The organism is Micromonospora sp. CA-248089 (genome assembly GCF_050948515.1).
In the GTDB taxonomy this organism is placed as follows: domain Bacteria; phylum Actinomycetota; class Actinomycetes; order Mycobacteriales; family Micromonosporaceae; genus Micromonospora.
In genome coordinates, this window is record NZ_CP192016.1 from 5,013,087 (window position 1) to 5,039,417 (window position 26,331).

Annotated in this window: 29 protein-coding genes and 1 riboswitch; of the genes, 9 read left to right on the forward strand and 20 right to left on the reverse strand. The window is 73.3% G+C overall.

What is annotated here, in order from left to right; translation table 11 throughout:
- The 3 genes from ACQP26_RS23425 to ACQP26_RS23435 are packed head-to-tail and all read left to right on the forward strand — an operon-like array spanning position 1 to position 1,880.
- Complete coding sequence (locus ACQP26_RS23425; RefSeq protein ID WP_269704605.1) at positions 1–876, forward strand: metal ABC transporter permease; 876 nt, start codon at positions 1–3, stop codon at positions 874–876.
- Positions 877–919: 43 nt separating this feature from the next.
- Positions 920–1,222 carry an ArsR/SmtB family transcription factor gene (locus ACQP26_RS23430; RefSeq protein ID WP_013287947.1) on the forward strand — a complete coding sequence of 101 codons (303 nt, stop codon included), beginning with the start codon at positions 920–922 and terminating at the stop codon, positions 1,220–1,222.
- Positions 1,223–1,274: 52 nt separating this feature from the next.
- Positions 1,275–1,880: a hypothetical protein gene (locus tag ACQP26_RS23435; protein ID WP_269704604.1), complete on the forward strand. Its 606-nt coding sequence runs from the start codon at positions 1,275–1,277 to the stop codon at positions 1,878–1,880.
- A gap of 10 nt (positions 1,881–1,890) precedes the next feature.
- On the opposite strand, the gene ACQP26_RS23440 is transcribed toward ACQP26_RS23435, so the two are convergent.
- The 4 genes from ACQP26_RS23440 to ACQP26_RS23455 all read right to left on the reverse strand — a co-directional run bounded on the left by ACQP26_RS23440 (position 1,891) and on the right by ACQP26_RS23455 (position 6,147).
- Entirely contained in the window at positions 1,891–3,864 is a 1,974-nt protein-coding gene (locus ACQP26_RS23440; protein ID WP_433494018.1) for an acyl-CoA dehydrogenase family protein, read from the reverse strand.
- A 108-nt stretch (positions 3,865–3,972) separates the two neighbouring features.
- Positions 3,973–4,473 carry a DUF6328 family protein gene (locus tag ACQP26_RS23445; RefSeq protein WP_269704602.1) on the reverse strand — a complete coding sequence of 167 codons (501 nt, stop codon included), beginning with the start codon at positions 4,471–4,473 and terminating at the stop codon, positions 3,973–3,975.
- A 91-nt stretch (positions 4,474–4,564) separates the two neighbouring features.
- Positions 4,565–5,314 carry a sugar isomerase domain-containing protein gene (locus tag ACQP26_RS23450; RefSeq protein ID WP_433494019.1) on the reverse strand — a complete coding sequence of 250 codons (750 nt, stop codon included), beginning with the start codon at positions 5,312–5,314 and terminating at the stop codon, positions 4,565–4,567.
- Positions 5,311–6,147 (reverse strand): alpha/beta fold hydrolase, encoded by an 837-nt coding sequence (locus ACQP26_RS23455; RefSeq protein WP_433494020.1) that lies wholly within the window; start codon positions 6,145–6,147, stop codon positions 5,311–5,313. The genes ACQP26_RS23450 and ACQP26_RS23455 overlap by 4 nt, the downstream gene beginning before the upstream one ends.
- 76 nt (positions 6,148–6,223) lie before the next feature.
- Positions 6,224–6,330, forward strand: a riboswitch (TPP riboswitch).
- Between the two features lie 75 nt (positions 6,331–6,405).
- Between ACQP26_RS23455 and ACQP26_RS23460 the strand changes: the two genes are divergently transcribed.
- The 3 genes from ACQP26_RS23460 (at position 6,406) to ACQP26_RS23470 (ending at position 9,323) form a co-directional block, all read left to right on the forward strand.
- Complete coding sequence (locus ACQP26_RS23460) at positions 6,406–6,996, forward strand: ECF transporter S component (protein ID WP_433494021.1); 591 nt, start codon at positions 6,406–6,408, stop codon at positions 6,994–6,996.
- Between the two features lie 96 nt (positions 6,997–7,092).
- Positions 7,093–8,526 carry an ABC transporter ATP-binding protein gene (locus ACQP26_RS23465; protein WP_433494022.1) on the forward strand — a complete coding sequence of 478 codons (1,434 nt, stop codon included), beginning with the start codon at positions 7,093–7,095 and terminating at the stop codon, positions 8,524–8,526.
- Positions 8,523–9,323: an energy-coupling factor transporter transmembrane component T family protein gene (locus ACQP26_RS23470; protein WP_433494023.1), complete on the forward strand. Its 801-nt coding sequence runs from the start codon at positions 8,523–8,525 to the stop codon at positions 9,321–9,323. The genes ACQP26_RS23465 and ACQP26_RS23470 overlap by 4 nt, the downstream gene beginning before the upstream one ends.
- Positions 9,324–9,538: 215 nt before the next feature.
- On the opposite strand, the gene ACQP26_RS23475 is transcribed toward ACQP26_RS23470, so the two are convergent.
- Positions 9,539–9,892 carry a hypothetical protein gene (locus ACQP26_RS23475; RefSeq protein WP_433494024.1) on the reverse strand — a complete coding sequence of 118 codons (354 nt, stop codon included), beginning with the start codon at positions 9,890–9,892 and terminating at the stop codon, positions 9,539–9,541.
- 343 nt (positions 9,893–10,235) lie between these two features.
- Here ACQP26_RS23475 and gndA point away from each other — a divergent pair, with 343 nt between their 5' ends.
- Positions 10,236–11,678, forward strand: a complete 1,443-nt coding sequence (gene gndA, locus ACQP26_RS23480) for an NADP-dependent phosphogluconate dehydrogenase (RefSeq protein WP_433494025.1) — start codon at positions 10,236–10,238, stop codon at positions 11,676–11,678.
- Positions 11,679–11,693: 15 nt separating this feature from the next.
- Here the strand turns inward: gndA and ACQP26_RS23485 are convergent, their stop codons facing one another.
- The 4 genes from ACQP26_RS23485 to recO form a co-directional block, all read right to left on the reverse strand.
- Positions 11,694–11,918 (reverse strand): thioredoxin reductase, encoded by a 225-nt coding sequence (locus tag ACQP26_RS23485; protein WP_269704594.1) that lies wholly within the window; start codon positions 11,916–11,918, stop codon positions 11,694–11,696.
- Between the two features lie 148 nt (positions 11,919–12,066).
- Positions 12,067–12,252, reverse strand: coding sequence for a hypothetical protein (locus tag ACQP26_RS23490; protein WP_194802342.1), 186 nt, complete (start codon positions 12,250–12,252; stop codon positions 12,067–12,069).
- Positions 12,253–12,320: 68 nt separating this feature from the next.
- Positions 12,321–13,097: an isoprenyl transferase gene (locus ACQP26_RS23495; RefSeq protein ID WP_269707030.1), complete on the reverse strand. Its 777-nt coding sequence runs from the start codon at positions 13,095–13,097 to the stop codon at positions 12,321–12,323.
- Positions 13,098–13,129: 32 nt separating this feature from the next.
- Positions 13,130–14,002 (reverse strand): DNA repair protein RecO, encoded by an 873-nt coding sequence (gene recO, locus ACQP26_RS23500; protein ID WP_433494026.1) that lies wholly within the window; start codon positions 14,000–14,002, stop codon positions 13,130–13,132.
- A 102-nt stretch (positions 14,003–14,104) separates the two neighbouring features.
- Between recO and ACQP26_RS23505 the strand changes: the two genes are divergently transcribed.
- Complete coding sequence (locus ACQP26_RS23505; RefSeq protein WP_269704592.1) at positions 14,105–14,902, forward strand: DUF4097 family beta strand repeat-containing protein; 798 nt, start codon at positions 14,105–14,107, stop codon at positions 14,900–14,902.
- Between the two features lie 43 nt (positions 14,903–14,945).
- Here the strand turns inward: ACQP26_RS23505 and ACQP26_RS23510 are convergent, their stop codons facing one another.
- From ACQP26_RS23510 to ACQP26_RS23545, 8 genes are all read right to left on the reverse strand, one after another.
- Positions 14,946–16,118, reverse strand: a complete 1,173-nt coding sequence (locus ACQP26_RS23510; RefSeq protein ID WP_433494027.1) for an acyltransferase family protein — start codon at positions 16,116–16,118, stop codon at positions 14,946–14,948.
- A 150-nt stretch (positions 16,119–16,268) separates the two neighbouring features.
- A complete protein-coding gene (era, locus tag ACQP26_RS23515) occupies positions 16,269–17,165 on the reverse strand; it encodes a GTPase Era (RefSeq protein ID WP_216928739.1) in 897 nt (298 codons plus the stop codon).
- Positions 17,162–17,548: a cytidine deaminase gene (locus ACQP26_RS23520; protein ID WP_194802347.1), complete on the reverse strand. Its 387-nt coding sequence runs from the start codon at positions 17,546–17,548 to the stop codon at positions 17,162–17,164. Before ACQP26_RS23520 ends, era begins: the two co-directional genes overlap by 4 nt.
- Positions 17,541–18,950 carry a hemolysin family protein gene (locus ACQP26_RS23525; RefSeq protein WP_269707029.1) on the reverse strand — a complete coding sequence of 470 codons (1,410 nt, stop codon included), beginning with the start codon at positions 18,948–18,950 and terminating at the stop codon, positions 17,541–17,543. The genes ACQP26_RS23520 and ACQP26_RS23525 overlap by 8 nt, the downstream gene beginning before the upstream one ends.
- Positions 18,926–19,399: an rRNA maturation RNase YbeY gene (ybeY, locus tag ACQP26_RS23530; protein ID WP_269704590.1), complete on the reverse strand. Its 474-nt coding sequence runs from the start codon at positions 19,397–19,399 to the stop codon at positions 18,926–18,928. Before ybeY ends, ACQP26_RS23525 begins: the two co-directional genes overlap by 25 nt.
- A 39-nt stretch (positions 19,400–19,438) precedes the next feature.
- On the reverse strand, positions 19,439–20,497 hold the full coding sequence (locus ACQP26_RS23535) for a PhoH family protein (protein WP_269704589.1): 1,059 nt from the start codon (positions 20,495–20,497) through the stop codon (positions 19,439–19,441).
- Positions 20,498–20,628: 131 nt separating this feature from the next.
- The gene (locus ACQP26_RS23540) at positions 20,629–22,005 is read right to left on the reverse strand and encodes a serine hydrolase domain-containing protein (RefSeq protein ID WP_281577020.1); all 1,377 of its coding nucleotides are present in this window, start codon (positions 22,003–22,005) and stop codon (positions 20,629–20,631) included.
- Positions 22,002–22,346 (reverse strand): histidine triad nucleotide-binding protein, encoded by a 345-nt coding sequence (locus tag ACQP26_RS23545; protein ID WP_013475524.1) that lies wholly within the window; start codon positions 22,344–22,346, stop codon positions 22,002–22,004. The genes ACQP26_RS23540 and ACQP26_RS23545 overlap by 4 nt, the downstream gene beginning before the upstream one ends.
- 93 nt (positions 22,347–22,439) lie before the next feature.
- On the opposite strand from ACQP26_RS23545, the gene ACQP26_RS23550 reads away from it, so the two are divergent.
- The gene (locus ACQP26_RS23550; RefSeq protein WP_281577019.1) at positions 22,440–23,201 is read left to right on the forward strand and encodes an SDR family NAD(P)-dependent oxidoreductase; all 762 of its coding nucleotides are present in this window, start codon (positions 22,440–22,442) and stop codon (positions 23,199–23,201) included.
- 151 nt (positions 23,202–23,352) lie between these two features.
- Here ACQP26_RS23550 and ACQP26_RS23555 read toward each other — a convergent pair whose 3' ends face one another.
- The 3 genes from ACQP26_RS23555 to hrcA all read right to left on the reverse strand — a co-directional run bounded on the left by ACQP26_RS23555 (position 23,353) and on the right by hrcA (position 26,330).
- A complete protein-coding gene (locus tag ACQP26_RS23555; protein ID WP_433494028.1) occupies positions 23,353–24,087 on the reverse strand; it encodes a 16S rRNA (uracil(1498)-N(3))-methyltransferase in 735 nt (244 codons plus the stop codon).
- Between the two features lies 1 nt (position 24,088).
- On the reverse strand, positions 24,089–25,234 hold the full coding sequence (dnaJ, locus tag ACQP26_RS23560; RefSeq protein ID WP_269704585.1) for a molecular chaperone DnaJ: 1,146 nt from the start codon (positions 25,232–25,234) through the stop codon (positions 24,089–24,091).
- A 73-nt stretch (positions 25,235–25,307) separates the two neighbouring features.
- The gene (hrcA, locus tag ACQP26_RS23565; RefSeq protein WP_135241584.1) at positions 25,308–26,330 is read right to left on the reverse strand and encodes a heat-inducible transcriptional repressor HrcA; all 1,023 of its coding nucleotides are present in this window, start codon (positions 26,328–26,330) and stop codon (positions 25,308–25,310) included.
- Between the last annotated feature and the right edge of the window lies 1 nt (position 26,331).

Consider the following 26,331-nt stretch of genomic DNA (forward strand, 5'->3'; position numbering starts at 1 on the left):
ATGGACCTCTTCCAGTACGACTTCATGCTCCGCGCCCTGGTCGGCGCGCTGATCATCGGGCTGGCCGCCCCGGCGCTCGGCATCTACCTGGTGCAGCGCCGGCTGGCGTTGATCGGCGACGGGCTCGGGCACGTGGCGCTCACCGGCGTCGGCGCGGGACTGCTGCTCAACCGCTCCCCCGTGCTGGTGGCGGTGATCGCCGCGACGCTCGGCGCGATCGTGATCGAGCTGGTCCGCGCGTACGGGCGCACGTCCGGCGACCTCGCGCTGGCGCTGCTGTTCTACGGCGGCATCGCCGGTGGCGTGATGCTGGTCGGGCTCTCCGACGCCAGCAGCGGGTCGCTCAACGCGTACCTGTTCGGGTCGCTGACCACCACCTCCCGCACCGACCTGATCACCATCGGTGTGCTCGGCGCGGTGCTGCTGGTGACCATGCTGGTGCTGCGCCCGGCGCTGTTCGCGGTGTGCCACGACGAGGAGTACGCCCGGGTGTCCGGCCTGCCGGTGCGGACGCTGAACCTGGTCATCGCGGTCGGCACCGCGGTCACGGTGACCATCGCCATGCGGGCGGTCGGGGTGCTGCTGATCAGCGCGCTGATGGTGGTGCCGGTGGCCGCCGCGCAGCAGGTGACCCGGGGCTTCCGGTCGACCATGGCGGCGGCCATGGCGCTGGGCCTGTTCGCCGCCGGCACCGGGGTGTGGGTGGCCGCCACCGCGGACACCGCGCCCGGCGCGTCGGTGGTGCTCGTGGCGATCGGCTCGTTCCTGCTGGTCGCGCTCGCGGCGGCCGGTCTGCGGGCGCTGCGGCGGAGGACCCGGGCCGACCGGGCGACGCCGCCGCCCGAGCCGGCCGAGCACGAGGTGCTGCTGCGGTGAGGCCCTACCCGCCGGCGCAGCTGGGATTGGTTACCGTTACAGGGTGACCGGCACGAACGGGTACGACGCCTTCGAGGGTGCGGGTGACCTGCTGCGCGCGCTCTCGGCCCCGATCCGGCTCGCGATCGTCAGCGAGCTGGCCGAGGGCGAGCGCTGCGTGCACGAGCTGGTCGAGAAGCTCGGCGCGCCGCAGCCGCTCGTCTCCCAGCACCTGCGGGTGCTGCGCGGCGCCGGGGTGGTACGCGGGTCGCGGCGCGGCCGGGAGATCGCGTACGCGCTGGTCGACGACCACGTCGCGCACATCGTGGCGGACGCGGTCAGTCACGCCGGCGAAGGGTCGCACTGAGCGCGAAATCGGCCAGGTGCCGACGCGCCCGCGCCGTGGGACGCTGTCCGGCGTGAAGATCTACGCCGACCGTTTTCCCACCGCCGTCCGCCAGTTCCTCACCGACCTGCTCGTGGTCGTCTGGGTGTACGCGGCGATCCGCTTCGCGCTGTGGCTGCACGACGTGGTCGAGAAGCTCGCCGTACCCGGGCAGAAGCTGGAGGGTGCCGGCGGTGGTCTCGCCGACAACCTGGCCGACGCCGGCGGCAAGGTCGGCCGGGTGCCGATCGTCGGAGACGAGCTGACCGCGCCGTTCACCCGGGCCGCCGACGCCGCCCGCGCGGTCGCCGACGCGGGCCGCGACCAGCAGGAACTGGTCGGGCAGCTCGCGCTCGGGCTGACCGTCGCGGTGCTGGTGTTCCCGCTCGGCCTGGTGCTGTTCGGCTGGCTGCCGCTGCGCCTGCGCTGGATGCGCCGGGCCGGCGCGGCGAAGGCGCTGGCCGGTGCGCCGGCCGGCCGGGACCTGCTGGCGCTGCGCGCGCTGGCCGGTCAGCCGCTGTCGAAGCTGACCCGGATCGCGCCCGACGTCGCCGAGGCGTGGCGGCGCGGCGACGACGCGACCGTCGACGCGCTCGCCGCGCTGGAGCTGCGCGAACTGGGGCTGCGCGGCGGCCGGTGAGGCGCGCCGGTCAGCCGGCGGGCGGAATGCGACGGCGGACGTCCTGCTCGGTGGACGGCCCCGGTTCCCAGCGGGCCACCCACGGCAGGTCGGCCGGCGGCGTGACCACGCCGTCCTCCAGTGCGGCGTACCGGCCGGCGACGATCCGCTTGGCGGCGGCCACGTCGACCGAGTCGGTGTTCGACCACAGGCCGGTGAACAGCTCGTCGACGCGCAGCCGGGCCTGACGGCAGAACAGGTCGGCCAGCTCGACGTTCTCCGGGTGCGCGTCGCGCTCGGCGTAGGCCCGGACGCAGACCGCGCTCATCGCGAACAGCTCCGCCCCGATGTCCACCACCCGGCCGAGGAACGCCTGCTTGCGCTCCATCTTCCCCTGCCAGCGCGACATCGCGTAGAAGGTCGACCGGGCCAGCTTGCGGGAGGTCCGCTCGACGTGGCGCAGGTGCCCGGCCAGCGGCCCGAACTCCTGGTACGCCCCGGGCGTCTGCCCCTTGCCGACGGCGAGCGTGGGCAGCCACTTCGCGTAGAAGGCGCCGGCCCGCGCGCCCGCCTTGGCCTTGCGGCCCAGACCGGCGTCCGGGTCGATGATGTCGCCCGCCACGGACAGGTGCGCGTCGACCGCCTCGCGGGCGATCAGCAGGTGCATGATCTCGGTGGAACCCTCGAAGATCCGGTTGATCCGCAGGTCGCGCAGGAGCTGCTCGACGGCGGCCGGTCGTTCTCCCCGGGCGGCGAGCGAGTCGGCCGTCTCGTAGCCGCGGCCACCGCGGATCTGGACCAGCTCGTCGGCGATCCGCCAGGCCATCTCGCTGGCGTAGAGCTTGACCAGCGCCGCCTCGATCCGGATGTCGTTGCGGTCGTCGTCGGCGAGCATGCAGGACAGGTCGAGCATCGACTCCATGCCGTACGTGGTGGCGGCGATGAAGGACAGCTTCTTCGCCACCGCCTCGTGCTCACCCACCGGCCGGCCCCACTGGACCCGGTCCGCCGCCCACTCCCGGGCCACGTTGAGCGCCCACTTGCCGGCGCCGACACACATGGCCGGCAGCGAGAGCCGCCCGGTGTTCAACGTGGTCAGCGCGATCTTCAGGCCCTTGCCCTCCCCGCCGATCACGTTCTCCTTCGGCACGAACACGTCGTGGAACCGGGTGAGGCTGTTCTCCAGGCCGCGCAGCCCGACGAAGGAGTTGCGCCGCTCCACGGTGATGCCGTCGCTGTCGCCCTCCACCACGAACGCGGTGATGCCGCCGCGCCGCCCCTCGGCCGCCGGTACCCGGGCCATCACCACCAGCAGCGTGGCGAGCGTGCCGTTCGTGGCCCAGAGCTTCACCCCGTTGAGCCGGTAGCCGGTGCCGTCCGCCGTCGGCTCGGCGGTGGTGGCGAGCCGGGCCGGGTCGGAGCCGACGTCCGGCTCGGTGAGCAGGAACGCGGAGACCTCACCGGCCGCGAGCCGGGGCAGGAACCGTTCCTTCTGCTCGGGTGTGCCGAACATCTTCAGCGGCTGCGGCACGCCGATCGACTGGTGCGCGGAGAGCAGCGCGCTGACCGCCGGGTTCACCGAGCCGACGAGCATCAGCGCCCGGCAGTAGTGCAGGTTGCTCAGTCCCAGCCCGCCGTACTTCCGGTCGATCTTCATGCCGAACGTGCCGAGCCCGGCCAGGCCGTGGAACACCTCGTCGGGGATGCGCGCCTCCCGCTCGATCGCCTCACCGTCCACCTCGGACGTCAGATACGCGCGCAGCGCGCCGAGGAACTCGTCCGCGCGGGCCACCTCGGCCGGGTCGGGGCGGGGCCACGGGTCGATCAGGTCGAGCCGGAAGCGGCCGAGGAACAGTTCCTTGCCGAAGCTGGGCCGGTCCCAGGCCGACTCGCGGGCCGCCTCGGCGACCTGGCGGGCCTCCTTCTCGGAGACCTGGCCCGCCTCGGTGGGAAGCGGCCCCGCACCGTCGGGTGACTCGGGCCGGCTGTTCTGTGTCGTGGTCACGGCTGCCTCCTCGTCGGTCCGGCTGCGTCGACGCGTGCGACGAAAACGACGCTACCCCCGGGTGTTACCCAGGGGTAGCGTTGCGTGCACGTCCGATTTGGCGGACCGTCAGTCGGTCAGCGACTGCGGGCTGTCGTCCTCGTCGTCGATGTCGTCCTCACCCCAGTTGCGCCGGCTGAACGGCAGGATCGCCCAGAAGGTCAGGAACCACAGGCCGGTGAGCGCGCTGAGCAGGAACGCGATCGGCCGATCCAGCACGAAGTCGGTGACCAGCAGGACCGAGCTGACCATCGCGATCAGCATGAAGAACAGGCCGCCGGTGGCCATCCGGTGGGCGAACCGGACCAGCTCCGGCTTGCGGCCCTGCCGGAACAACGCCCGGTGGAACGCGACCGGAGAGATGATCATCGCGGCGGACGCGGCGGCGGTCAGCAGCGCCAGGATGTAGACGTCGCGCTGGAACTCCGTGGTCCGGCCGAACCCGTTGCTGAACGGCAGCGTCAGCAGGAAGGCGAAGAGGATCTGCACGCCTGTCTGCGCGACCCGCAGCTCCTGCAACAGATCGGCGAAGTTGCGCTGCCAGCGCTGCTTCTCGGATTCCTTGGACACTCGCGGACCTCCCCGGGAGACGGCACGGCCGGCGGGTGAACGCCCCCCGGCAGCACCGCCTGTGCCCCGTACGGGCGATCACGAAACCGGTTCAGGAACCCCTGCGGATCCGGCCCGCGTACCGTGCCTCCAGCTCGGCGTTGTGCTCGTCGCCGCCGGTGATGTTCGCGGACAGGTAGACCGGCGGGCGCTGCCCCGCCGCGACCAGCCGGGCCACCACCTCGGTGACGATCTGCTGCGCGAGCAGCGCCGCGGTGATCGAGGAGACCGCGCCGACCGCGCCGCCACCCGGAAGCGGCAACGTCGCGTCGCCGTACGGGGCTCCGTTGTCCAGCACCACGTCGGCGAAGTCGGCGAGCTTGCGGCCGGACGGGTGCCGCGAGGTCATCCGGGCCGAGTGCTGCGCCGAGGTGATCGCCACCAGGCCGTGCCCGCGTTCCTTCACGATGGACGCGAACTCGACCATCGCCCCGTTCACGCCCGAGTTCGAGGCCAGCACGAACACGTCCTGCGGCCGGATCGGCGCCAGCTCGTAGAGGCGGTGCGCCACGGCCGGATCGCGTTCCAGCTTCGGGCCGAGCACGTCGGCCGGGTCGCCGCCGATCAGCACCAGGTCCCGCAACGCGATCCGGTTGGTGGGCACCAGGCCGCCGGCCCGCCCGGCGATCTCCATGGCCAGCGCCTCGGAGTGCCCGGTGCCGAACGCGTGCACCACACCGTCGGCGCGCAGCGCGGCCGCGATCAGGTCGGCCGCGTCGGCCACGTTCTGCCGCTGCGCGGCGGCCACCCGGGCGATCGTCTCGGTCACCACCGCCAGGTACGCGTCGGCGCTCACCGTCATGCCTCCTCCGTTCCCGTGCACCGGGCGAGGATCGCCTCGGCCAGCGGGCCGGGCGCCTCGTCCGGAATCCAGTGGCTGACGCCGGACAGCGTCACGAACCGGTAGTCACCGGTGACGCGCGCGGCGCACGCCTGCGCGGCCGTCCGGCCGATCGCCACGTCCTTGTCGCTCCAGACGAACGTGGTCGGCACCCCGACCGGGGCGACCGCCTTCATGTCCGCCCCGGTCATCGCGCGATACCAGTTCAGCGCCGCCGTCAAGGCGCCCGGCTCGCGCATCGGCTCGGCGTAGCGCGCCACCGTACCGGCGTCGCCCACGCCGCTCAGCAGCTTGCGCAGCGTGGCGCCGTTCCACGCCAGCAGCACCTTCTCCGCCGTACCGGGCTTGCGGAACAACGCGATGTAGGCGGACTTGACCTTCTGCCGGGGGTCGGTGGCGAGCGCGTGGCCCATCGCCGCCGGATGCGGCACCGACACCGCGGTCAGCGTCCGCACCCGGTCCGGGTGCGCCGCCGCCAGGCCCCACGCCACGATCGCGCCCCAGTCGTGGCCGACCACGTGGGCGCGGGTCACCCCGAGCGCGTCGAGCACGGCCGCCGCGTCGGCCACCAGCTCCGGAATCCGGTACGCCCCGACGTCGGCCGGACGCGCGCCGGGCGAGTAGCCGCGCTGGTCGAGCGCGTACGTGCGCAGCCCGGCGGCATGCAGCGCGGGCGTGACCGCGTCCCACTCGCCGGAGTGCTGCGGGAAGCCGTGCAGCAGCAGGACGGGATCGCCGCCCTCGGGGCCGCCGGCGCGTACCTCGAACGTCAGTCCCCGCGCATCCACCAGCATGATCGCCACCATACCGACACTCGCCCTGCTGGGCCCCGGGCCGTGGTCGGTGCTAGCGTCTGCGACGAGACAACTTCACATCCGACAGGGGAGCGCACAGCGCTGAGAGTGCGGGCCGGTGCCCGCAGACCCTCGAACCTGATCTGGGTAATGCCAGCGCAGGGAGTTCGGTCGACCTCCAGCCGCGTCGCCGTCCGGTGACCACCGGGCGCGGCGTGCGTCTTCTCCTGGTTCACCTCGACGAACTGGGAGCCAATCGTGAACCGTACCGACAGCAACCGCTGGCGTACCGTCGACATCGTCGTCGCCTCGGTCATCGCCGTCACCTTCGGCGTCGTGTTCCAGCTCTGGAACATCCTCTGGAAGGGCAGCGACGGGCCGTTCGCCTTCTTCGCCCCGCTCCAGTCGGTCATGTACGGCGTCTGGCTCATCCCGGCCGTCCTGAGCGCGCTGATCGTCCGCAAGCCGGGAGCGGCACTGCTCACCGAGACGGTCGCCTCGGCGGTCTCGGTGCTGCTCGGCTCCCCGTACGGGGCGATGGCGATCCTCCAGGGCGCGGTGCAGGGCCTGGGCGTCGAGGCGGTCTTCGCTGCCACCCGGTACCGCCTCTACCGGCCGCTCACGGCGGCGCTCGCCGGCGCGTGCGGCGGCCTCTTCGCCACGCTGTTCGACGCCCTGTACTGGTACCCGGACACGAGTTGGACGACGTTCCGGCTGCCGTACATCGCGTTCGGTGTGCTCAGCTGCTTGCTGGTGGCCGGCCTGGGTGCGGTGGCCCTCACCCGCGCGCTGGCGAACACCGGCGTGCTGGACCGCTTCCCCGCCGGCCGTGACCGCGCCCTGGTCTGACGCCCCCATCGTGTTGATCATGAAGTTGGCGGCCGTTTCGGCACCCGTCATCGCCGTCAACCTCATGATCGACGGAGGAAAGGGGGCGGGTGGGCGGTGAGCGCTGTGGTGCTGCGGGGGTTCGGGTGGCGGCACGGAGGACGCAAGCGCTGGGCTCTGCGCGGAGTGGATCTGCGTGTGGAGAGCGGCGAGCGGGTGCTGCTGCTCGGGCCCTCCGGGGCCGGTAAGAGCACGTTGCTGGCGGCGCTGGCCGGGCTGCTGCCGGAGGACTCCGGCGAGCATGAGGGCACCGTCGAGATCGACGGGCTGGACCCGCGCAAGGCGCGTGAGCGCGTCGGCATCCTGTTCCAGGACCCGCAGACCCAGCTCGTCATGGCCCGCTCCGGCGACGACGTGGCGTTCGGGCTGGAGAACCGGGGCGTACCGGCCGGCGAGATCTGGTCCCGCGTCGACGAGGCGCTGCACCGGGTCGGCTTCCCGTACCCCCGGGACCGCCCGACCGCCGCGCTCAGCGGCGGGGAGCAGCAGCGGCTGGCCCTGGCCGGCACGCTCGCGCTGCGCCCCGGGCTGCTGCTGCTCGACGAGCCCACCGCCAACCTCGACCCGGCCGGCGCCGGCCTGATCCGCCGGGCCGTCGCGAACGCGCTCGACCCGGACACCACGATGATCCTGGTCGAGCACCGGGTCACCGAGGCGCTGCCGCTGGTCGACCGCGTCGTGGTGCTGGAACCCGGCGGCGGCGTCCGCGCCGACGGGCCGCCCGAGGCGGTCTTCGCCGCGCACGGCGACGCGCTGGCCGCCGCCGGGGTCTGGGTACCCGGCCACGTCGCGCCACCCCGGCACGCCACCACGCCGCCCGGCGACGTGCTGCTCACCGCGGAGCGGCTCGGCCTCCCGCCCCGGCTGAACCCCACCGATCTTCGGGTACGCGCCGGCGAGGCGCTCGCCGTCCTCGGCCCCAACGGGGCCGGCAAGTCCACACTGGCGCTGCTCCTGGGCGGCCTGCTGAAACCCGGAGCGGGGGCCGTCACCGCGTCCGCCGAACTCGCCGGCCGGGACGCGCGCACTCCCCCGCACCGCTGGCGGGCACCCGCGCTGGTCCGCCGGATCGGTTCGGTCTTCCAGGACCCGGAGCACCAGTTCGTCACCGCCACGGTCCGCGACGAGCTGGCGCTCGGCCCGCGCCGCATCGGCCGGGCCGAGCCGGCGGTCACCGCCACCGTGGACGAGCTGTTGCAGCGGCTGCGGCTGGACCGGCTGGCGGGCGCCAACCCGTACACCCTCTCCGGTGGCGAGGCGCGGCGGCTGAGCGTGGCGACGGCACTGGCCACCGCGCCCCGCCTGCTGATCTGCGACGAGCCCACGTTCGGCCAGGACCGGCGGACCTGGCTGGAGCTGGTCGACCTGCTCGCCGAGCTGCGCGACGCCGGGCACGGCGTGGTCACGGTGACCCACGACGACGACTTCGTCGCCGCGCTCGCCGACCGGACGCTCGCCCTGGACCGCCCGCCCGCCGAGGTGCTCCCGTGATCAACCTCGAACCGGTCGCCGCGCCCGGCGCGCCGCTGGCCCGGCGCAACCCGGTGGCGAAGCTCGCCGCCGCGGTGGTCTTCACGCTGATCCTGGTGGCGACGCTCGATCCGGTGGCACCGGCCCTCGCCATCGCCGTCGAACTCGCGGTGCTGCCGCTGTTCGGTGTGCGCTACCGGGTGCTGGCCCGCCGGGCCTGGCCGCTGCTCGCCGGCGCCGTCGGCATCCTGGTCACACTCGTGCTGTTCGCCGCCGACCGCTCCGGCCCGGTGCTGCTCCAGGCCGGGCCGATCCTGGTCACCCAGGGCGTGCTGATGACCGCGCTCGGGCTGGTGCTGCGCATGTTCGCGGTGGCGCTGCCCGGCATCGTCGTGTTCGCCACCACCGACCCGACGGACCTGGCCGACGCGTTGATCCAGAACGCGAGGACGCCCGCCCGGTTCGCCATCGGGGCGCTCGCCGCGTTCCGGATGGTGCCGCTGCTGGAACAGGAGTGGCGGATGATCAGCATGGCCCGCCGGGCCCGCGGCGTGGACGCGGGCCGCAACCCGGTGGCGAAGCTGCGGCTGTTCGCGTCCACCGCGTTCACGCTGCTGGTGGGCGCGATCCGGCGGGGTACCCGGCTGGCGGTGGCGATGGACGCCCGGGGCTTCGACGCCGGCACCCCGCGCACAGTGGCCCGTCCCCAGCGCTTCACCGGCGCCGACGCCCTGCTCGTCGCAGGCGCCGCCCTGCTGGCCGCCGCCGCTCTGGCGACAAGCATCGCCCTGGGCACCTTCCGCCCCTTGATCGGCTGACCCCCCTTCTCCCCTCCCACCCCGTTGATCATGAAGTTGACGGCACCGGCTGCCCGTTTTGCCGCCGCCAACTTCATGATCAACCAGGGCCGGGTGAGATCTTGGTACGGAATGGCCCCTATGGGGGCCGGAATCATCCAAGATCTTCGGGGACGCTCGGCAGGCCCCGGATGGGGGCCTGCCCGGTGAGCGGCTGAGCGGGAAAGGGCTGGCGGTCAGCTGCGGCGGAAGGCGTAGAAACGGGTCTGGCCGGCGCGCTGACTACGCCCGCCGAGCCGGGCCTGCCGCCCCGACGGTGGGCCGGACCGAGGCGGCTTCGCGGACGCGCCGGGCAGGGCCGGGATCTCCGGGGACTGCGGGGACTCCGATCCCGCAGCCACAGCGGGCACCCCCGCGCCGATGACGGGCGAGACCGTTGGCGCAGCCACGATGGGCGGCACCGAGTCCGGGGACACGGCGGACGCCGGCGGCTCCGTGGGGAGCACCACCTCGGGTGGCGTCACCGTGAGCGCGTCGAGCTTCGGCGCGGACTGCTTGCGGGACTCCTTCGGATTGCGCTTCGCGGGCATTCGCGGGCCTCCTGTCGTGCGGGCGCGCCGACCGGGACGCGCCGAGCGGGGGCTCCGGTGCGAACCGATCACGACAGACACCGCGACCGACGGCAGCGGGGAAGGGATGCGGACGCCCGGAGCAGGACGGGTCCACGGCACTTCGGCGGTGGACCGGGCTCGGAGGTGGGGCGTCACTTACGCATGCGGCAACGCTATCCGGCCACCGGACGTCCCGCACCCGAATTAACGCGAAGAACGCACGGCCACCCACCGGTCACGCCCTGTCGACGTCCCCGCCCAATGCCCCGACGACCGCGATACGGTCGCAGCACGGCAGCACGAACGAGAGGTGGCGGTACGCATGGCAGAGCAGGCGACGGCGCAGATCGGAGTCACCGGTCTGGCGGTGATGGGCCGCAACCTGGCCCGGAACCTGGCCCGCAACGGCTTCGCCGTGGCGGTGCACAACCGGTCGCCGGAACGTACCCGCAGCCTGGTCGCGGAGCACGGCGACGAGGGCACGTTCGTGCCGTCGGAGTCCCTCGCGGACTTCGTCGGCTCGCTGGAGCGGCCCCGCGCGGTGATCGTGATGGTGAAGGCTGGCGCCCCGACCGACGCGGTGATCGACGAACTGGTCCCGCTGCTGGAGGAGGGCGACATCGTCGTCGACTGCGGCAACGCGCACTTCGCCGACACCCGCCGCCGGGAGGAGGCGCTGCGCGAGCACGGCCTGCACTTCGTCGGCACCGGCGTGTCCGGCGGCGAGGAGGGCGCACTGCTCGGCCCGAGCATCATGCCCGGCGGGTCGGCGGAGTCCTACCAGAAGCTGGGGCCGATCTTCGAGAAGATCGCCGCGCACGTGGACGGCGAGCCCTGCTGCCGGCACGTCGGGCCGGACGGCGCGGGCCACTTCGTGAAGATGGTGCACAACGGCATCGAGTACGCCGACATGCAGCTCATCGCGGAGGCGTACGACCTGTTGCGGGCCGGTCTGTCGGCGAGCCCGGCGGAGATCGCGGAGATCTTCCGGGAGTGGAACGGCGGCGAGCTGGGGTCCTTCCTCATCGAGATCACCGCCGACGTGCTCGGCCACACCGACGCGGCCACCGGTCAGGCGTTCGTGGACGTGGTGCTCGACCAGGCCGAGCAGAAGGGCACCGGCCGCTGGACCGTGCAGAGCGCGCTCGACCTGGGCATCCCGATCACCGGTATCGCCGAGGCCACGTTCGCCCGGTCGCTGTCCGGCCACGCCGACCAGCGCGAGGCCGCCCGCCGGGTGTTCGCGGACGCGGGCGACAAGTGGCAGGTGGACGACCGGGAGGCGTTCGTCGAGGACGTGCGCCGTGCGCTGCTGGCCAGCAAGATCGTCGCGTACGCGCAGGGGTTCGACCACATCCGGGCCGGCAGCCGGGAGTACGACTGGGACATCGACCTGGGCGGCACGGCCACCATCTGGCGGGGCGGCTGCATCATCCGGGCCGGTTTCCTGGACCGGATCCGGGAGGCGTACGACGCGGAGCCGGACCTGTCGACGCTGCTCGTCGCGCCGTGGTTCGCCGAGCGGGTCAGCGCCGGCGTTCCGGCCTGGCGACGAGTGGTGGCCGACGCGGCCCGGGCGGGCGTGCCGGCCCCGGCCTTCGGTTCGTCGCTGGCCTACTTCGACGCGCTGCGGGCGCAGCGGCTGCCGGCCGCGCTGATCCAGGGCCTGCGGGACAACTTCGGCGCGCACACCTACCACCGGGTGGACCGGGACGGCTCGTTCCACACGCTATGGGCGGGTGACCGCTCCGAAGTGGAGGCGTGAGCCCGGCCGGACAGGTCACCAGGCTCGCGGGGCATGCGGGTCGGGCGCCCAGCCGGCGGCCGGCTCGCCTGCCGCCAGTTCGCCGATCTCGCCGGAGCGGACCGCCGGGGTGTGCCCGAGGTCGGCGCACCACCGCTGCGCCACGTCGGCGCAGAGTGCCGCTACGGCGTCCCGGTGGGTCGCCTCCACCAGATCGGCGGCGGCCAGGGCAGCAGTCATCTCGTACCGGAGATCGCGCATCCTCCACCCCCCGTGGCGGGCGCGCACCCGGCGGCACGCCCTGCGCCGATCGTAGAGCGGAACGCCCCGCGCCCGGCGGGAAAGCCGGATGCGGGGCGTCACGCTCACGTCGGGTGCCGGCCGCGGCCATCAGGGCCGGACGTCGCGGTCAGAAGAACCGGCGACGCTTGGCCTTCTGCGGCCGGACCAGGTCGGCGCCCTTGGTCAGCAGACGGCTCACCCCGGACGGGCCGCGACGGGCCTCCAGGGTGTGGCTGAGCCGGCGCGCGCCGGCCGCCGCCAGCGGCACGGCGACCGCCATGAACGCCCACTGCGCGATCCGCTTCTGAATCATGTGGTTCACCTCCGCGTTTGCTGTCTGGAGGTATCGGTACCCACCGCGGCGCCTTGGTAAGCGTGACGTCAGGCGCCCGGGGCGACCGGGTTGGGCAGGGCACCGCCGAAGCGGCGGTCGCGCTGGGCGTACAGCTCGCAGGCGTACCAGAGGTGGCGGCGGTCGAAGTCGGGCCAGAGCGTGTCCAGGTAGACCAGCTCGGCGTACGCGGTCTGCCAGAGCAGGAAGTTGGAGATGCGCTGCTCCCCGGAGGGGCGCAGGAACAGGTCGACCTCGGGCACCTCGGGGTGGTAGAGGTATCGCGCGATCGTCTTCTCGTTCACCTTGGCCGGGTCGAGCTTGCCCGCTGCGACGTCGCGGGCGATCCCGGCGGCGGCGTCGGCGATCTCGGCCTGGCCACCGTAGTTGACGCAGAACTGCAGCGTGAGCGTCGAGTTGCCGCGGGACATCTCCTCGGCGGTCTGCAGCTCGGAGATGACGCTCTTCCAGAGCCGGCCGGCGCGGCCCGACCAGACCACCCGGACGCCCAGGTCGACGAGCTGGTCGCGGCGGCGGCGGATGACGTCGCGGTTGAAGCCCATCAGGAAGCGGACCTCGTCCGGCGAGCGCCGCCAGTTCTCGGTGGAGAACGCGTACGCCGACAGGTAGGGAATCCCCATCTCGATCGCGCCCTCGACGGTGTCGAACAGGCTGTGCTCGCCCTGCTCGTGCCCCTTGGTGCGGGGCAGGCCCCGCTCCTTGGCCCAGCGGCCGTTGCCGTCCATCACGATGGCGACGTGCCGGGGCACCGCGGCGGGCGGCAGCGCCGGCGGGCGGGCGCCGGAGGGGTGCGGGGTCGGCGGCACCGGCTCGCGGCGGGTCGCCCTCGTCGATCGGATCACTCGGTCATCTCCCTGTTCACTCCGGCGCCGGGCCCGGCCCCGGAGCGCGGCGGGACCACATCCGGCCCCGCGCCGCCGGGCGGCGGGACCGCGCCGGACGCCGGGGCGCCCCGGTCGACCAGCGGCAGCGAGCGTAGCGCGCGCTCCAGATGCCATTGGAGGTGCGCCGCGACCAGTCCGCTGCACTCCCGGCGTACGCCGGTGTCGGCCGCGTCGGCGTACCCCCAGTCGCCGGAGGTCAGCGCGGACATCAGCTCCAGCGTGGCGGGCGCGGGGTGGGCGGCGCCGGGGGGCCGGCAGTCCGGGCAGACCGCGCCGCCGGCCGGTACGGAGAACGCGCGGTGCCGGCCCGGCTCGCCGCAGACCGCGCAGGCCGCGAGCGCCGGCGCCCAGCCGGCGAACGCCATCCCGCGCAGCAGGTACGCGTCGAGCACCAGCGTGGTGGCGTGCTCGCCGCGGGCCAGCGACTTCATCGCGCCGAGGGTGAGCTGGAACAGCCGCAGCGACGGCTCGCGCTCGACCGGGGTGAGCCGCTCGGCGGTCTCGGCGATCGCGCTGGCCGCCGTGTAGCGGGGGTAGTCGCCGAGGAACCGCTTGCCGTACAGCTCGATCGCCTCGACCTGGCTGACGGTGTGCAACGAGCTGCCCTGGTTGCCCTTGGGGTCGCCGGCGAGCTGGAGGTCGACGTGCCCGAACGGTTCCAGCCGCGCGCCGAAGCGGCTCATGGTGCGCCGCACGCCCCGGGCGACCGCGCGCAGCCGGCCGTGCCGGCGGGTGAACAGCGTGATGATGCGGTCCGACTCGCCCAGCTTCTGCACACGCAGCACCACCGCGTCGTCGCGGTAGAGCTGTCGGCGGTACCCGGCCATCAGGCCATTCTCCCTCCGGGTGCGATCTCAGGGTCGGCTCGGGGTGGACCGGCGGGCGATCCCCGATGTGCCGGGCGCCGGGCCGGTCCTAATGTGCTGGCCATGGCTTCGCTCCGCACCGCTCCCCGGCTGCGTGGTGTGGTGGCCGCCGCCGCTGCCGCCGCGCTCATCGTTCTCTCCGGGTGTGACACCCTCTCGTTCCGCCGCCTCGACTACGACCACACCGAACGGACGAAGATCACGAAGATCACCGTGGACGACGACGGCGCCGGCGACGTCGTGGTGCGGGCCAACGGCCCCGCCGACCAGGTACGCGTCAAGCGCGTGGTCCGCTACCAGGGCGACGAGCCGACCAGCCGGTACGAGATCAAGGGCGACGAACTCGTCCTGCCCACCGACTGCGGGCACCGGTGCAGCATCTCCTGGGAGGTGACCGCGCCGCCCGGCGTGGTGGTCCGCGGTGGCACCGGCTCGGGCAACGTCGACCTCACCGACGTGGGCGCCGTCGAGTTCACGCTCAGTTCCGGCGACCTGACCGTCCGGGGCACCACCGGCGAGGTCCGTGCCTCCACCACGTCGGGCAACATCCGGGTCGTCGAGGCGGCCGGCCCGGTGCGGCTGCGGGCCCGCTCCGGCGACATCGAGGCCCGCCGGCTCGCCTCCGCCGTCGACGTGGAGACCACCTCCGGCAACATCGTCGTGGAGCTGGACCAGCCCGCACCGGCCCGGGTGCACGCCACCAGCGGAGACGTCGACCTCGCCGTACCGGCGGGCCGCTACCGGGTACGCGCCACCGCGACCTCCGGCGACACCGACGTGCGTGTCGACGACGACCCGACGGCTTCGGTGACGCTGGAGGCGTCCGCCACCAGCGGCAACGTCACGGTCAGCACCCGCTGAGCGGGCCGCGCCCCGGCGGCGCCGCGCCGCGCTCCGCCGGGGCTCAGTCGCCCGGCGCGGCACGCCGGGCCGCCGGGACGCCGCCGGCCCGGCCGGGATCCTCCGTCCCGCGGCGTGGCGCCGGCACCCGGGCGCCGACGCTCACCAGCGCGTCCTCCGCCCCGGCGGGTGCCGGGCTGGCCGGTGCGGCCGCCGCCCGGTCGGCCACGGTCCGCCGCGGCCTGCCGGGGACCAGTTCCGGGGTACGCCGGGCGGCCACGTCCTCGACCCAGCCCACGAGCAGCGTCACCACGCCGACGAGCGCGAAGACCAGCCCCACCCGCAGCCACAGGCCCACCGGGTCACGCGGCGACCAGCCGACCAGGCCGACGAGCGGAGTGAGCAGCACCACGAACGGCATGTGCCAGAGGTAGACGGTCAGCGCGCGCCGGTTCACCACGGTGACCGCCCGGCCGAGCGCCGGCACACGGTCGACCCAGGTCACCCCGACCGGTGCCCGGCCGATCGCCACCAGGATGAACGCGGCCGACCAGAGCGCGTTGCCGAGCGGGATGTCGTTGATGTCGAATCCGCGCGGGCCCGGGTGGGTGACGATCCACGCCAGCCCGGCGGCGCCGACCACGGCGGCCACCGGCAGCAGCACCCGGTTGCGCATCCGGCGCAGCATCTCGTCGTGGTGGGCGAAGCCGAGCAGCCAGGCGCCGAAGTAGAGGCCGAACTCCCGCAGCACCGTCGGCGGGTTCGCCAGGACGCCCACCTCGATCGCGACGAGCAGCAGGTACGGGGCGGCGAGCGTGGGCAGCGGCGCCCGGCGGAACAGCCAGAGCACCAGCGGCGACGCGAGCACGAACCACAGGTAGTCCCGCAGGTACCAGATCGGGCTGAGCGCCAGCCCGCCCCAGTAGTTGGCCGGCGGGTCGCTGATCGGGAACAGCCAGAGCAGCACCTTCGGGCCGAACGCCAGCCCGGTGAGCAGCATGGCCGGCACGAAGACCGCGGCGACCACCCACAGCGACGGCAGCAGGCGGCGCAGGCGTCGCCCGACCGCGCGTACCCCGCTGCGGTCGAGCGACGCCGCCATCAGCGACCCGGCCAGGGCGAACATCACCGACATCGCCGGGAACACCAGCGTGAGGGTGGCGTAACCGGTGACGTGGTAGGTGACGACTCGCAGGATGGCCAGGAAGCGGAGCAGGTCCAGATAGCGGTTTCGCATCAGCTCACGGCGGGGTCCGGGGGCAGAGACAATGGTCCCTACCCTGCTCCGGGGCGCCGTGAAACAGCCAAGAACACCTATGGAAAGTGAGATGTCCCATAGGTCTGGCTGATCCTGATCACGTCTCGCCGGGCCTGCCCCGGACGCCGGTCAGAAGCCGAGCTTGCGCAACTGCTTCGGGTCGCGCTGCCAGTCCTTCGCCACACGTACGTGCAGGTCGAGGTAGACCCGGGTACCGAGCAGCTCCTCGATCTGCCGCCGCGCGGTGGTGCCCACGTGCTTGAGCCGGCTGCCCCGATGGCCGATGACGATGGCCTTCTGGCTCGGCCGCTCCACGTACACGTCGGCGTAGATCTTGGTGAGGTTGCCCTCCGGAATCATCTCCTCGACCACCACGGCGATCGAGTGCGGCAGCTCGTCGCGTACGCCCTCCAGCGCCGCCTCGCGGACCAGCTCCGCTACGAGCACCTGCTCCGGGTCGTCGGTGAGCATGTCGTCCGGGTAGAGCTGCGGCGACTCGGGCAGGTAGCCGGTCATCACGTCGACGAGCGTGTCCACCTGGTGGCCGGAGACCGCGCTGACCGGCACCACGTCGGCGAACTCGCCCAGCTCGCTGACCGCGAGCAACTGCTCGGCCAGCCGCTTCTTGTCGACCAGGTCGGTCTTGGTGACGACCGCCAGCACCGTTGCCTTGAGGCTGGCCAGCTCGCCGGTGATGAAGCGGTCGCCCCGGCCGATCGGCTCGTTCGCCGGTACGCACAGGCCGATCACGTCGACCTCGCTCCAGGTCTCCCGGACCAGGTCGTTGAGGCGCTCGCCGAGCAGCGTGCGGGGCCGGTGCAGACCCGGGGTGTCGACCAGCACGAGTTGCGAGTCCGGCCGGTGCAGCACCGCCCGGATGATGTGCCGGGTGGTCTGCGGCTTGTTCGAGGTGATCGCGATCTTCGTGCCGACGATCGCGTTCGTCAGCGTCGACTTGCCGGCGTTCGGCCGACCGACGAAACAGGCGAACCCGGCCCGGTAGGGACGCGCCTCGGGCGTGGTCACTCGACCACCGTGCCGAGGACGGTGCCGTCCGGCGCGGCCACGTGCACCGGCGCGTCGGCGGACAGGTCACGCACGGCGGCGTGCCCGGAGCCGTCCAGCGTCGACGCCTCGGTCACCACCACCGCGGCCTCCAGCCGGCTCGCGCCCGCCGCCACCGCCGAGGCCACCGCGAGCTGAAGCGCGGTCAGGGTCAGCGACGGCAGCGCCACGCTGGCCGCCGCGTACGTCCGGCCGTCCTGGTCGCGGACCGCGGCGCCCTCCACTGCCGCCACCCGGCTCCGCGCGCCCCGGGCCAGGATCACGAGCTTGGCGTCCTCCGCGCTCAGCTCGGCCGGGTCGGCGGGGGTGGGCAGGGCGGCCGGTACGGCGGGTGACTCAGGCATCGGCGGATTGCCTCTCCTCGGAACGGTTGTTGTCGCCACGGGAATCGGGCGGGTCGTGTCGGTTCGTGCCCTCCGGCGCGTCGCCCCGGTCGACCCGGCTCACCAGAACCGTGTCGATCCGGTTGCGCCGGCCGGTGGTGCCCTCGGCCATCAGCCGCAGGCCGGCCACCTCGGCCTCGGCGCCCGGGATGGGCACCCGGCCGAGCGCCTGGGCGAGCAGGCCACCGACCGTCTCCACCTCGTCGGTGGGCAGCTCGGTGTCGAACAGCTCGCCCAGATTCTCCACCGGCAGCCGCGCGGTCACCCGCACGGCCCCGTCGGGCAGGTGCTCGACCGGCGGGCGCTCGACATCGTACTCGTCGGTGATCTCCCCGACGATCTCCTCCAGGATGTCCTCGATGGTGACCAGCCCGCCGGTGCCGCCGTACTCGTCGACCACGATGACCAGGTGGTTACGGGCCGCCTGCATCTCGGAGAGCAGGTCGTCCACCGGCTTGGACTCCGGCACGAACGTGGCCGGGCGCATCAGCTCGGCCACCGGCATCTGCCGGGCGGCCTGGTCGCCCTGCACCCGCCGGATCAGGTCCTTGAGGTAGAGCACACCGAGCACGTCGTCGACGTTCTCGCCGATCACCGGGATGCGGGAGAACCCGGAGCGCAGGAACAGCGCCAGCGCCTGCGCGAGTGTCTTGCGCTCCTCGATCCACACCATCTCGGTACGCGGCACCATCACCTCGCGGGCGATGGTGTCGCCGAGTGCGAAGACCGAGTGGATCATCTGGCGCTCGCCGTGCTCCACCACGCCGCGCTGCTCGGCCAGGTCGACCAGTTCCCGCAGCTCCACCTGGGTCGCGAACGGCCCCTCGCGGAAGCCCTTCCCGGGGGTCACCGCGTTGCCGATGAGGATCAGCAGCGACGCCAGCGGGTTGAGCGCGCGGCCGAGCCAGCGCACCAGCGGCGCGACGGCACGGCCGACCGCGTACGCGTGCTGGCGGCCGATCGTGCGCGGGCCGACGCCCACCACCACGAAGCTCACCACAGTCATCGCGCCCGCGGTCACCAGCGCCGCCCGCCAGCCCGCGCCGAACGTGTCGACAGCCACCAGCGCGACGAGCGTGGTGGCCGTCAGCTCGGCCAGCAGGCGCAGCAGGAGCAGCAGGTTCAGATGGCGGACCACGTCACCGGCGACCACCTGGAGGGCGCGCCCGCCGCGGGCCCCGTCCCGGGTCAGCTCCGCGGCGCGGGCCGGCGAGACCGCTGCGAGCGCCGCCTCGGTCATCGCGATCAGGCCGGCGAGCACCACCAGCCCGGCGGCGAAGACCAGGAGTTGAAGATCAGGCAGACCGGCGGGGGTGCGGACCGCCGCCACGATGTCCATCACCGCGACCGCGTCGACCGCCAGCTGGCCAGCAGCCGGGCCTGGAGACCGAACATCTCCCGCTCCTCCTCGGGCTCCGCGTGGTCGTAGCCCAGCAGGTGCAGCACGCCGTGCACGGTGAGCAGGTGCAGCTCGTCGGCGGCCGAGTGCCCGGCCGCGGCGGCCTGCTTGGACGCCACCTCCGGGCAGAGCACGATGTCGCCCAGCAGGGCCGGCTCACCGCCGGCCGGGGCGCTCTCCCCCGGACCGTGGTCGACGCTGCCCTCGTCCATGGGGAAGGCGAGCACGTCGGTCGGGCCGTCGCCACCCATCCAGCGGTGGTTCAGCTCCGACATGTATTCGATGTCGACGAGCAGCACTGACAACTCGGCGAGGGGGTTGACCCCCATCTCGTCGAGAGCGTGCCGCGCGACGGCGAGCACGGCGTCGGTGTCGACGTCGACACCCGACTCGTTGGCGATCTCGATGGACAACTGTCTTCCTCTGATGATGTGACGGCTTCCGCCGGCCGGTCAGCGGCGCCGGCCGGCCCGGCCGCCCTGGGCGGTCCGCCCCGGTACGGCGTGCACGCTCTGCGCCTGCTGGTTCTCCCGCTCGGCGTCCCAGCGGGCGTACGCGTCGACGATCTCGCCCACCAGCTTGTGACGCACCACGTCGGAGCTGGAGAGCTGGGCGAAGTGCACGTCCTCGACGTTGTTCAGGATCTCCCGGACCACTCGCAGGCCGCTCGTCGTCCCGCCGGGAAGGTCCACCTGGGTGACGTCACCGGTGACGACGATCTTGGAGCCGAAGCCGAGCCGGGTGAGGAACATCTTCATCTGCTCGGGCGTGGTGTTCTGCGCCTCGTCCAGGATGATGAACGCGTCATTAAGGGTTCTTCCGCGCATGTATGCCAGCGGCGCGACCTCGATCGTCCCGGCGGCCATCAGCTTGGGGATGGTCTCCGGGTCGAGCATGTCGTGCAGCGCGTCGTAGAGCGGGCGCAGGTAGGGGTCGATCTTCTCGTTCAGGGTGCCGGGCAGGAAGCCCAGCCGCTCGCCCGCCTCGACCGCCGGCCGGGTCAGGATGATCCGGTTGACCTGCTTGGCCTGGAGCGCCTGGACGGCCTTCGCCATCGCCAGGTACGTCTTGCCGGTACCCGCCGGGCCGATGCCGAAGACGATGGTGTGGGCGTCGATCGCGTCGACGTACTTCTTCTGCCCCAGCGTCTTGGGACGGATGGTGCGGCCGCGCCGGGAGAGGATGTTGAGCGTCAGCACCTCGGCGGGCCGCTCGCTGCCGCCCTGCTCGAGCATGCCGACGGTACGCCGTACCGCGTCTGTGGTCAGGGTCTCGCCTTTCTCGATCAGTTCGAGCAGCTCACTGAAGAGGCGCTCGGCGAGGGCGTTGTCGGCGGGGGCGCCGGTGATGGTGATCTCGTTGCCGCGGACGTGGACGTCGCTGTCGATCGAGCGCTCGACGAGCCGCAGGATCTCGTCGCCCGCGCCGAGCAGGTTCACCATGATCTTCTGGTCTCCGACCGTGATCCTGGTCTGCACACGCGGCGTGCCGGGAGGTGGGGTGCCGGTCATAGGTCGGGCCCGTCGGGCCCTGCGCCACCTGCTCTCCGCTTCTCGGGCGCCGGGCCCTGCTGGCGCGGCGTACCCCTCCATCGTATCGGGTCGGCACCGTACGCACCGCGCCCATTTCGGGTGGCCGGCGGTCAGCCGCCGGCGCGGAAGTCGTACCCGTCGAAGGTCTCCTGGGTGCGGGTGAAGCGGTAGGTCGCCCAGTGCATCCGGACCACCACGCCGCGCTCGTCGCGGGTCAGCCGCAGCAGCTCCCCCGCCTCGCGGCCGGAGACCGTGCGGAACACGTCCGGCCGGTCCGGCAGTGGCGCGAAAACGGCGGGCGGCTTCCCGGCCGGGTCGTCCGCGCCACGCGCCCGCAGCGTCCCGTCGTGCCAGGAGAAGACGTACTCGAAACCCTCGCCCCACCAGCGGCCCAGCATGCCGCGCAGGTGCGCCGGGGCGGGCGGGCCGGGACGCCACGGCTCGATCTCCGCCGGGTCGTGCTCGGCGGCGGCGGCCAGCAGCCGGTGTACCAGGTCGAACACCTCCGCGCCGGTGCCGGACGAGCCGAGCACGGCGGCGCCCGTCGCCCCGGCGGTGCCCTGCCCGCCGCGCCGCCCGTACACGGCGGCGAGGAAGCCGGGCATCGCGCCGTCGTGGCCCACGTGTGTCACCCGCTCCGGCTGCGGGATCAGGATCAGGCCCAGCCCGAAGCCCGCCGACCAGACCGACTCGTCGGTGGGCGTGAGCGGCCAGCGCATCTCCTCGACCGTCGTCGCGGCGAGCACCGCGCCGTCCGGGTCCACCGCCGCCGGGTCGGCCAGGAACGCGGCCCAGCGGGCCATGTCCGTCGCGGTGCTCCAGAGCTGCGCGGCGGGGGCCACCGCGCCGAAGTCGGCGGGTGGTTCCGGGTGGGCCTCGTCGGAGTACGCGTCGACCAGGAACCCGGTCGCGGCACGCTCGGTCGGGTGCGGGCCGGTGGCGGTCAGCCCGAGCGGGCCGAGCACCCGGTCGGCCAGAACCTCGGCCCAGGTGCCGCCGCGCAGCCGGGCGACCGCCTCGCCGAGCAGCGCCAGACCGAGGTTGGAGTAGTGGAAGCGCCGGCCGGTGGGCAGCACCCGCTCGACCCGGGCCAGGTCCGCCAGCATCTCGTCGACGGCCGGGGCGCGCAGGCTGTCCCACACGTCGCCGTGCGGCTCGCGCTGCATGCCGGCCGTGTGCGACAGCAGCCGGCGTACCGTCGCGTCGCCGTGCGCGGGCAGGTCGAGGTGCCGCCCGATCGGGTCGTCCAGGTCGAGCAGGCCGTCGTCGCGGCACTGCATGACGAGCACCGCGGTGAAGGTCTTGGTGACCGAGCCGATCCGGAAAACCGTCTCCGGCCCGAGCGGGCTGTCGTTGCCCGTGTCGCCCACGGTGCAGGTCCAGAGCGGCCGGTCGGCCCGGTGCAGGGCGGCCGACACCGCCGGGATCCGCCCGGTGGCCTGCGCCTGGCGCACCATCCGGGCGAGCCGGTCGGAGACGTCGGTCATCGGCAGAGCATCGGGCCGAGCGGCGCGCCGCCGAGCAGGTGCGCGTGCACGTGGAAGACCTCCTGGCCGCCGTACGGGCCGGTGTTGAACATCAGCCGGAACCCGTCCACGGTCAGGCCCTCCTCCTCCGCGACCACGGCGGCGGTCTGGAGCACCTCGCCGGCCAGTTCGGGCGCGCCCTGGGCCAGCGTGGCCACGTCCGCGTAGTGCTCCTTCGGGATCACCAGCACGTGGGTGGGCGCCTTCGGGTCGATGTCCCGGAAGGCCAGGGTGGTGGCGGTCTCGCGGACGATGGTGGCGGGAATCTCCCCGGCGACGATCCGGCAGAAGAGGCAGTCCATCGCAGCAGTGTAAGGAAGGGCCCCTTGTTAACGCCTCCGGTAGGGGAAGGGTCCCTTCTTAACGCCTCGGCCCGGTGCGGCAGGATGGCCGACATGTCGGGACGGGCGGTGCTGGTGACGGGGGCCTCGCGGGGCATCGGGCGGGCGGTGGCGCGGGCGTTCGCCGCGGGTGGGGACCGGGTGGCGATCCATCACCGGGACTCGGCCGACCTGGCCGAGCGGCTGCGCGCCGAACTGCCCGGCGACGGGCACGTGGTGGTACGCGCCGACCTGGCCGACCCCGACGCGGTACGCGCCATGGTGGACGAGGCGGCCCAGCGGCTCGGCGGCCTCGACGTGCTGGTGAACAACGCGGGCGTGTTCGGGCCGGCCGATCCCCCGCACCCGGTCTTCGAGAGCAGCTACGAGCAGTGGCGGGCGCGGTGGCGGGAGGTGCTGGACACCAACCTGGTCGGCGCCGCGAACGCGGCCTGGTGCGCCGCGCAGCACATGCGCGAACGCGGGGGCCGGATCGTGAACGTGTCGTCCCGGGGCGCGTTCCGGGGCGAGCCGGCCAACCCGGCGTACGGGGCGAGCAAGGCCGGGATGAACGCGATGGCCCAGTCGCTGGCGGTGGCCCTGGCGCCGTACGGCATCGGGGTGGCCTGTGTGGCGCCCGGCTTCGTCGAGACCGACATGACGAACGAGCACCTCAAGAGCGAGCGGGGCGAGGCGGTACGCGCCCAGTCCCCGTTCCACCGGGTGGCCCGGCCGGAGGAGATCGCCGCGGCGGTGCACTGGCTGGCGAGCCCCGAGGCCGAGTGGGCCGCGGGAACAATCATCGACCTGAACGGCGCCTCCTACCTCCGCTCCTGACCCCGCCCCTCCCCCGCGATCTTGCACTTTCGGCCCCGACGAAGCACCGTAAAAAGGGCGCAGCACGGGCCGAAACCGCAAGATCGACGCACGCGGGGAGAGCACGCGGGGAGCGCGCGGAGGGCGCGCGGGGAGAGAACGCGGGCGCGGGTTACCAGTGGGTCAGGCGGGTGGCCAGGACTGTCAGGGCTGCCACGCCTGCTGTGGACGTGCGCAGGACCGACGGGCCCAGGCGGACCGTGCGGGCGCCCGCCTCGGCGAAGGTGGCCAGTTCGTGGTCGGCGATGCCGCCCTCCGGGCCGACCACCAGCACGATCTCCCCGGCGGCCGGCAGGTCGACTGTGGTCAGCCGGTCCTGCGCGCCCTCGTGCAGCACGTACGCGCCGGCCGCGCCCGCGATCCGGCGGGCCACCGTCGCGGTGGACTCGTCCGGGGCGCCGGCCACCACCGGCAGCCACGGGCGGCGGGCCTGCTTGGCCGCCTCCCGGGCGGTGGCGACCCACTTCTGCCGGGCCCGTTCGCCCCGCTCGCCGCGCCACTGCGCCACCGAGCGGGACGCCGCCCAGGGCACGATCTCGTCCACCCCGACCTCGGTCATCGCCTGCACGGCGAGTTCACCCCGGTCGCCCTTGGCGATGCCCTGCACCACGACGAGCCGGGGTACCGGCGCGTCCGCGTACCCCCGGCTGGTGACCCGCAGGTCGAGCGTGCCACGGCCGACGGCGGTGACCACCGCGGCGGCGGTGCCGCCCCGGCCGTCGGCGAGCAGCAGCTCCTCGCCGACGCGCAACCGCTGCACGGTGGCCGCGTGGTGGCCCTCCGGGCCGTCGAGCGTCAGCGTGTCACCGGTGGGCAGCGCCTCGACCAGGAACAGCGGCGCGGACACCTCAGGCGTGCCCGTTGAACGCGTCGCGCATCCGGGAGAAGAAGCCGCCCTGCTTGGTCAGCTCGGCGACCTCCTCGCCGCGGGTCTTGGCGAAGTCGCGCAGCATCCGCTCCTGGTCGGCGTCGAGCTTGGTCGGGGTACGCACGTCCAGGTGCACGTAGAGGTCACCCCGGCCGGTGCCGCGCAGGTGCGGTACGCCCCGGGCGCGCAGCCGCAGCGTGCTGCCGGGCTGGGTGCCGGGCTTGACGTCGACGGCTTCCTCGCTGTCCAGCGTCTTGATGGTCAGCCGGGTGCCGAGCGCGGCGGCGGTCATCGGCACCGTCACCCGGCAGTGCAGGTCGTCGCCCTTGCGGGAGTACACGTCGTGCGGCCGCTCATGGATCTCCACGTAGAGGTCACCGGCGGTGCCGCCACCCGGGCCGACCTCGCCCTGCTGGGCCAGGCGGATCCGCATGCCGTCCTCGACCCCGGCGGGGATCTTGACGGTCAGCGAGCGGCGGGTGCGCACCCGGCCGTCACCGGCGCAGGTCGGGCAGGGGTGCGGGATGGTGGTGCCGTAGCCCTGGCAGACGGTGCACGGCCGGGCGGAGACGACCTGACCGAGGAACGTCCGCTGCACCGACTGCACCTCGCCCCGGCCGCCGCACGCCTCGCAGGTGGCCAGGTGGGTGCCGGCGGCGGTGCCGGCGCCGGAGCAGGTGGTGCAGAGCACTGCGGTGTCGACGGTGATCGGCGCCTCGACGCCGAACGCCGTCTCGTTGAGGTCCAGTTCCAGGCGCAGGATCGCGTCCGCGCCGGGGCGGGTACGCGGCCGCGGGCCCCGGCTGCCGCCCGCGGCGCCGCCGAAGAACGCGTCCATGATGTCCTGGAAGCCGACGAACGGACCGGCGCCGCCGGGCCCGCCCGGGCCGCCCATGCCACCGCCGCCCGGGGCGAGCGGGTCGCCGCCCAGGTCGACGATCTGCCGCTTCCGGTCGTCCGAGAGGACCTCGTACGCGGCGTTGATGTCCTTGAACTTCTCCTGGGCCTCCGGGTCCGGATTGACGTCCGGGTGGAACTGCCGCGCCAGCTTGCGGTAGGCGCGCTTGATCTCGTCGTCGGAGGCGTCCCGGCTCACGCCGAGAATGCCGTAGTAGTCCCTGGCCACTGCGTTAGGTGTCCTCATGTTCGTCTCGCGTCGCTCCGGTCGTCGGCCGGAACCGGCCGTCGGCCCTGACTGGTCAGTTCTGGGCCAGCAGTTCGCCCACGTAGCGTGCCACGGCCCTCACCATGGCGATATTGCCGGGGTAGTCCATCCGGGTCGGCCCGAGCACGCCGAGTCCACCGACGATCGTGCTGCCCGGTCCGTAGCCGGTGCTGACCACCGAGGCGGCCCGCAGGTTGTCGAATTCGTTCTCGTCGCCGATGAGCACCCGGGTGGTGCTCGGCTCGGTCTCGCCGATCAGCTTGAGCAGCACGACCTCTTCTTCGAGCGCCTCCAGGATGGGGCGCAGCGAGCCCTGGAAGTCGAGCAGGCCGCCCCGGGTGAGGTTGGCCTGGCCGGCCAGCGCGAGGCGCTCCTCGTGCCGCTCCACCAGCGTCTCGAGCAGCACGGTGGACAGCGTGGTCATGGCCGGGCGCAGGTGCGGCGCCGACTCGTCGACGAGCGCCTGCACCAGCGGCGGCGTCTCGGCGAGCTGGCTGCCGACGAGCTTCTCGTTCACCAGCCGGCGCAGATCGGTCACGTCGTCGGCGGGCACCGGGGCGGGCAGCTCGACCAGCCGCTGCTCGACCCGGCCGGTGTCGGCGATCATGACGACCATCAGCCGGGTGGTGGAGATCGGCACCAGCTCCAGGTGGCGCACCTTGGAGCGGGCCAGGCTCGGGTACTGCACCACGGCGACCTGCCGGGTGAGCTGGGCGAGCAGCCGGACCGTACGGTGCACCACGTCGTCCAGGTCGACGGCGCCGACCAGGAAGCGTTCGATCGCCCGGCGCTCGGCCGGGCTGAGCGGCTTGACCCGGGACAGGCGGTCGACGAAGAGGCGGTAGCCGCGGTCGGTGGGCACCCGGCCGGCACTGGTGTGCGGCTGCCGGATGTAGCCCTCCTCCTCCAGCACCGCCATGTCGTTGCGGACGGTGGCCGGCGAGACGCCGAGCTGGTGCCGCTCGACCAGAGCCTTGCTGCCGACCGGCTCCTGCGTGGCGACGTAGTCCTCGACGATCGCGCGCAGCACGGCGAGTTTGCGGTCGTCGAGACCCATT

Coding starts and splice junctions, on each gene's coding strand:
- ACQP26_RS23425 (WP_269704605.1), top strand. CDS start 1: ATGGACCTCTTCCAGTACGACTTCATGCTCCGCGCCCTGGTCGGCGCG.
- ACQP26_RS23450 (WP_433494019.1), bottom strand. CDS start 5,314: ATGACGGTGAGCGCCGACGCGTACCTGGCGGTGGTGACCGAGACGATC.
- ACQP26_RS23455 (WP_433494020.1), bottom strand. CDS start 6,147: ATGCTGGTGGATGCGCGGGGACTGACGTTCGAGGTACGCGCCGGCGGC.
- ACQP26_RS23475 (WP_433494024.1), bottom strand. CDS start 9,892: ATGCCCGCGAAGCGCAATCCGAAGGAGTCCCGCAAGCAGTCCGCGCCG.
- gndA (WP_433494025.1), top strand. CDS start 10,236: ATGGCAGAGCAGGCGACGGCGCAGATCGGAGTCACCGGTCTGGCGGTG.
- ACQP26_RS23485 (WP_269704594.1), bottom strand. CDS start 11,918: ATGCGCGATCTCCGGTACGAGATGACTGCTGCCCTGGCCGCCGCCGAT.
- ACQP26_RS23490 (WP_194802342.1), bottom strand. CDS start 12,252: ATGATTCAGAAGCGGATCGCGCAGTGGGCGTTCATGGCGGTCGCCGTG.
- recO (WP_433494026.1), bottom strand. CDS start 14,002: ATGGCCGGGTACCGCCGACAGCTCTACCGCGACGACGCGGTGGTGCTG.
- ACQP26_RS23505 (WP_269704592.1), top strand. CDS start 14,105: ATGGCTTCGCTCCGCACCGCTCCCCGGCTGCGTGGTGTGGTGGCCGCC.
- ACQP26_RS23510 (WP_433494027.1), bottom strand. CDS start 16,118: ATGCGAAACCGCTATCTGGACCTGCTCCGCTTCCTGGCCATCCTGCGA.
- ACQP26_RS23520 (WP_194802347.1), bottom strand. CDS start 17,548: ATGCCTGAGTCACCCGCCGTACCGGCCGCCCTGCCCACCCCCGCCGAC.
- ACQP26_RS23535 (WP_269704589.1), bottom strand. CDS start 20,497: ATGACCGGCACCCCACCTCCCGGCACGCCGCGTGTGCAGACCAGGATC.
- ACQP26_RS23540 (WP_281577020.1), bottom strand. CDS start 22,005: ATGACCGACGTCTCCGACCGGCTCGCCCGGATGGTGCGCCAGGCGCAG.
- ACQP26_RS23545 (WP_013475524.1), bottom strand. CDS start 22,346: ATGGACTGCCTCTTCTGCCGGATCGTCGCCGGGGAGATTCCCGCCACC.
- ACQP26_RS23550 (WP_281577019.1), top strand. CDS start 22,440: ATGTCGGGACGGGCGGTGCTGGTGACGGGGGCCTCGCGGGGCATCGGG.
- hrcA (WP_135241584.1), bottom strand. CDS start 26,330: ATGGGTCTCGACGACCGCAAACTCGCCGTGCTGCGCGCGATCGTCGAG.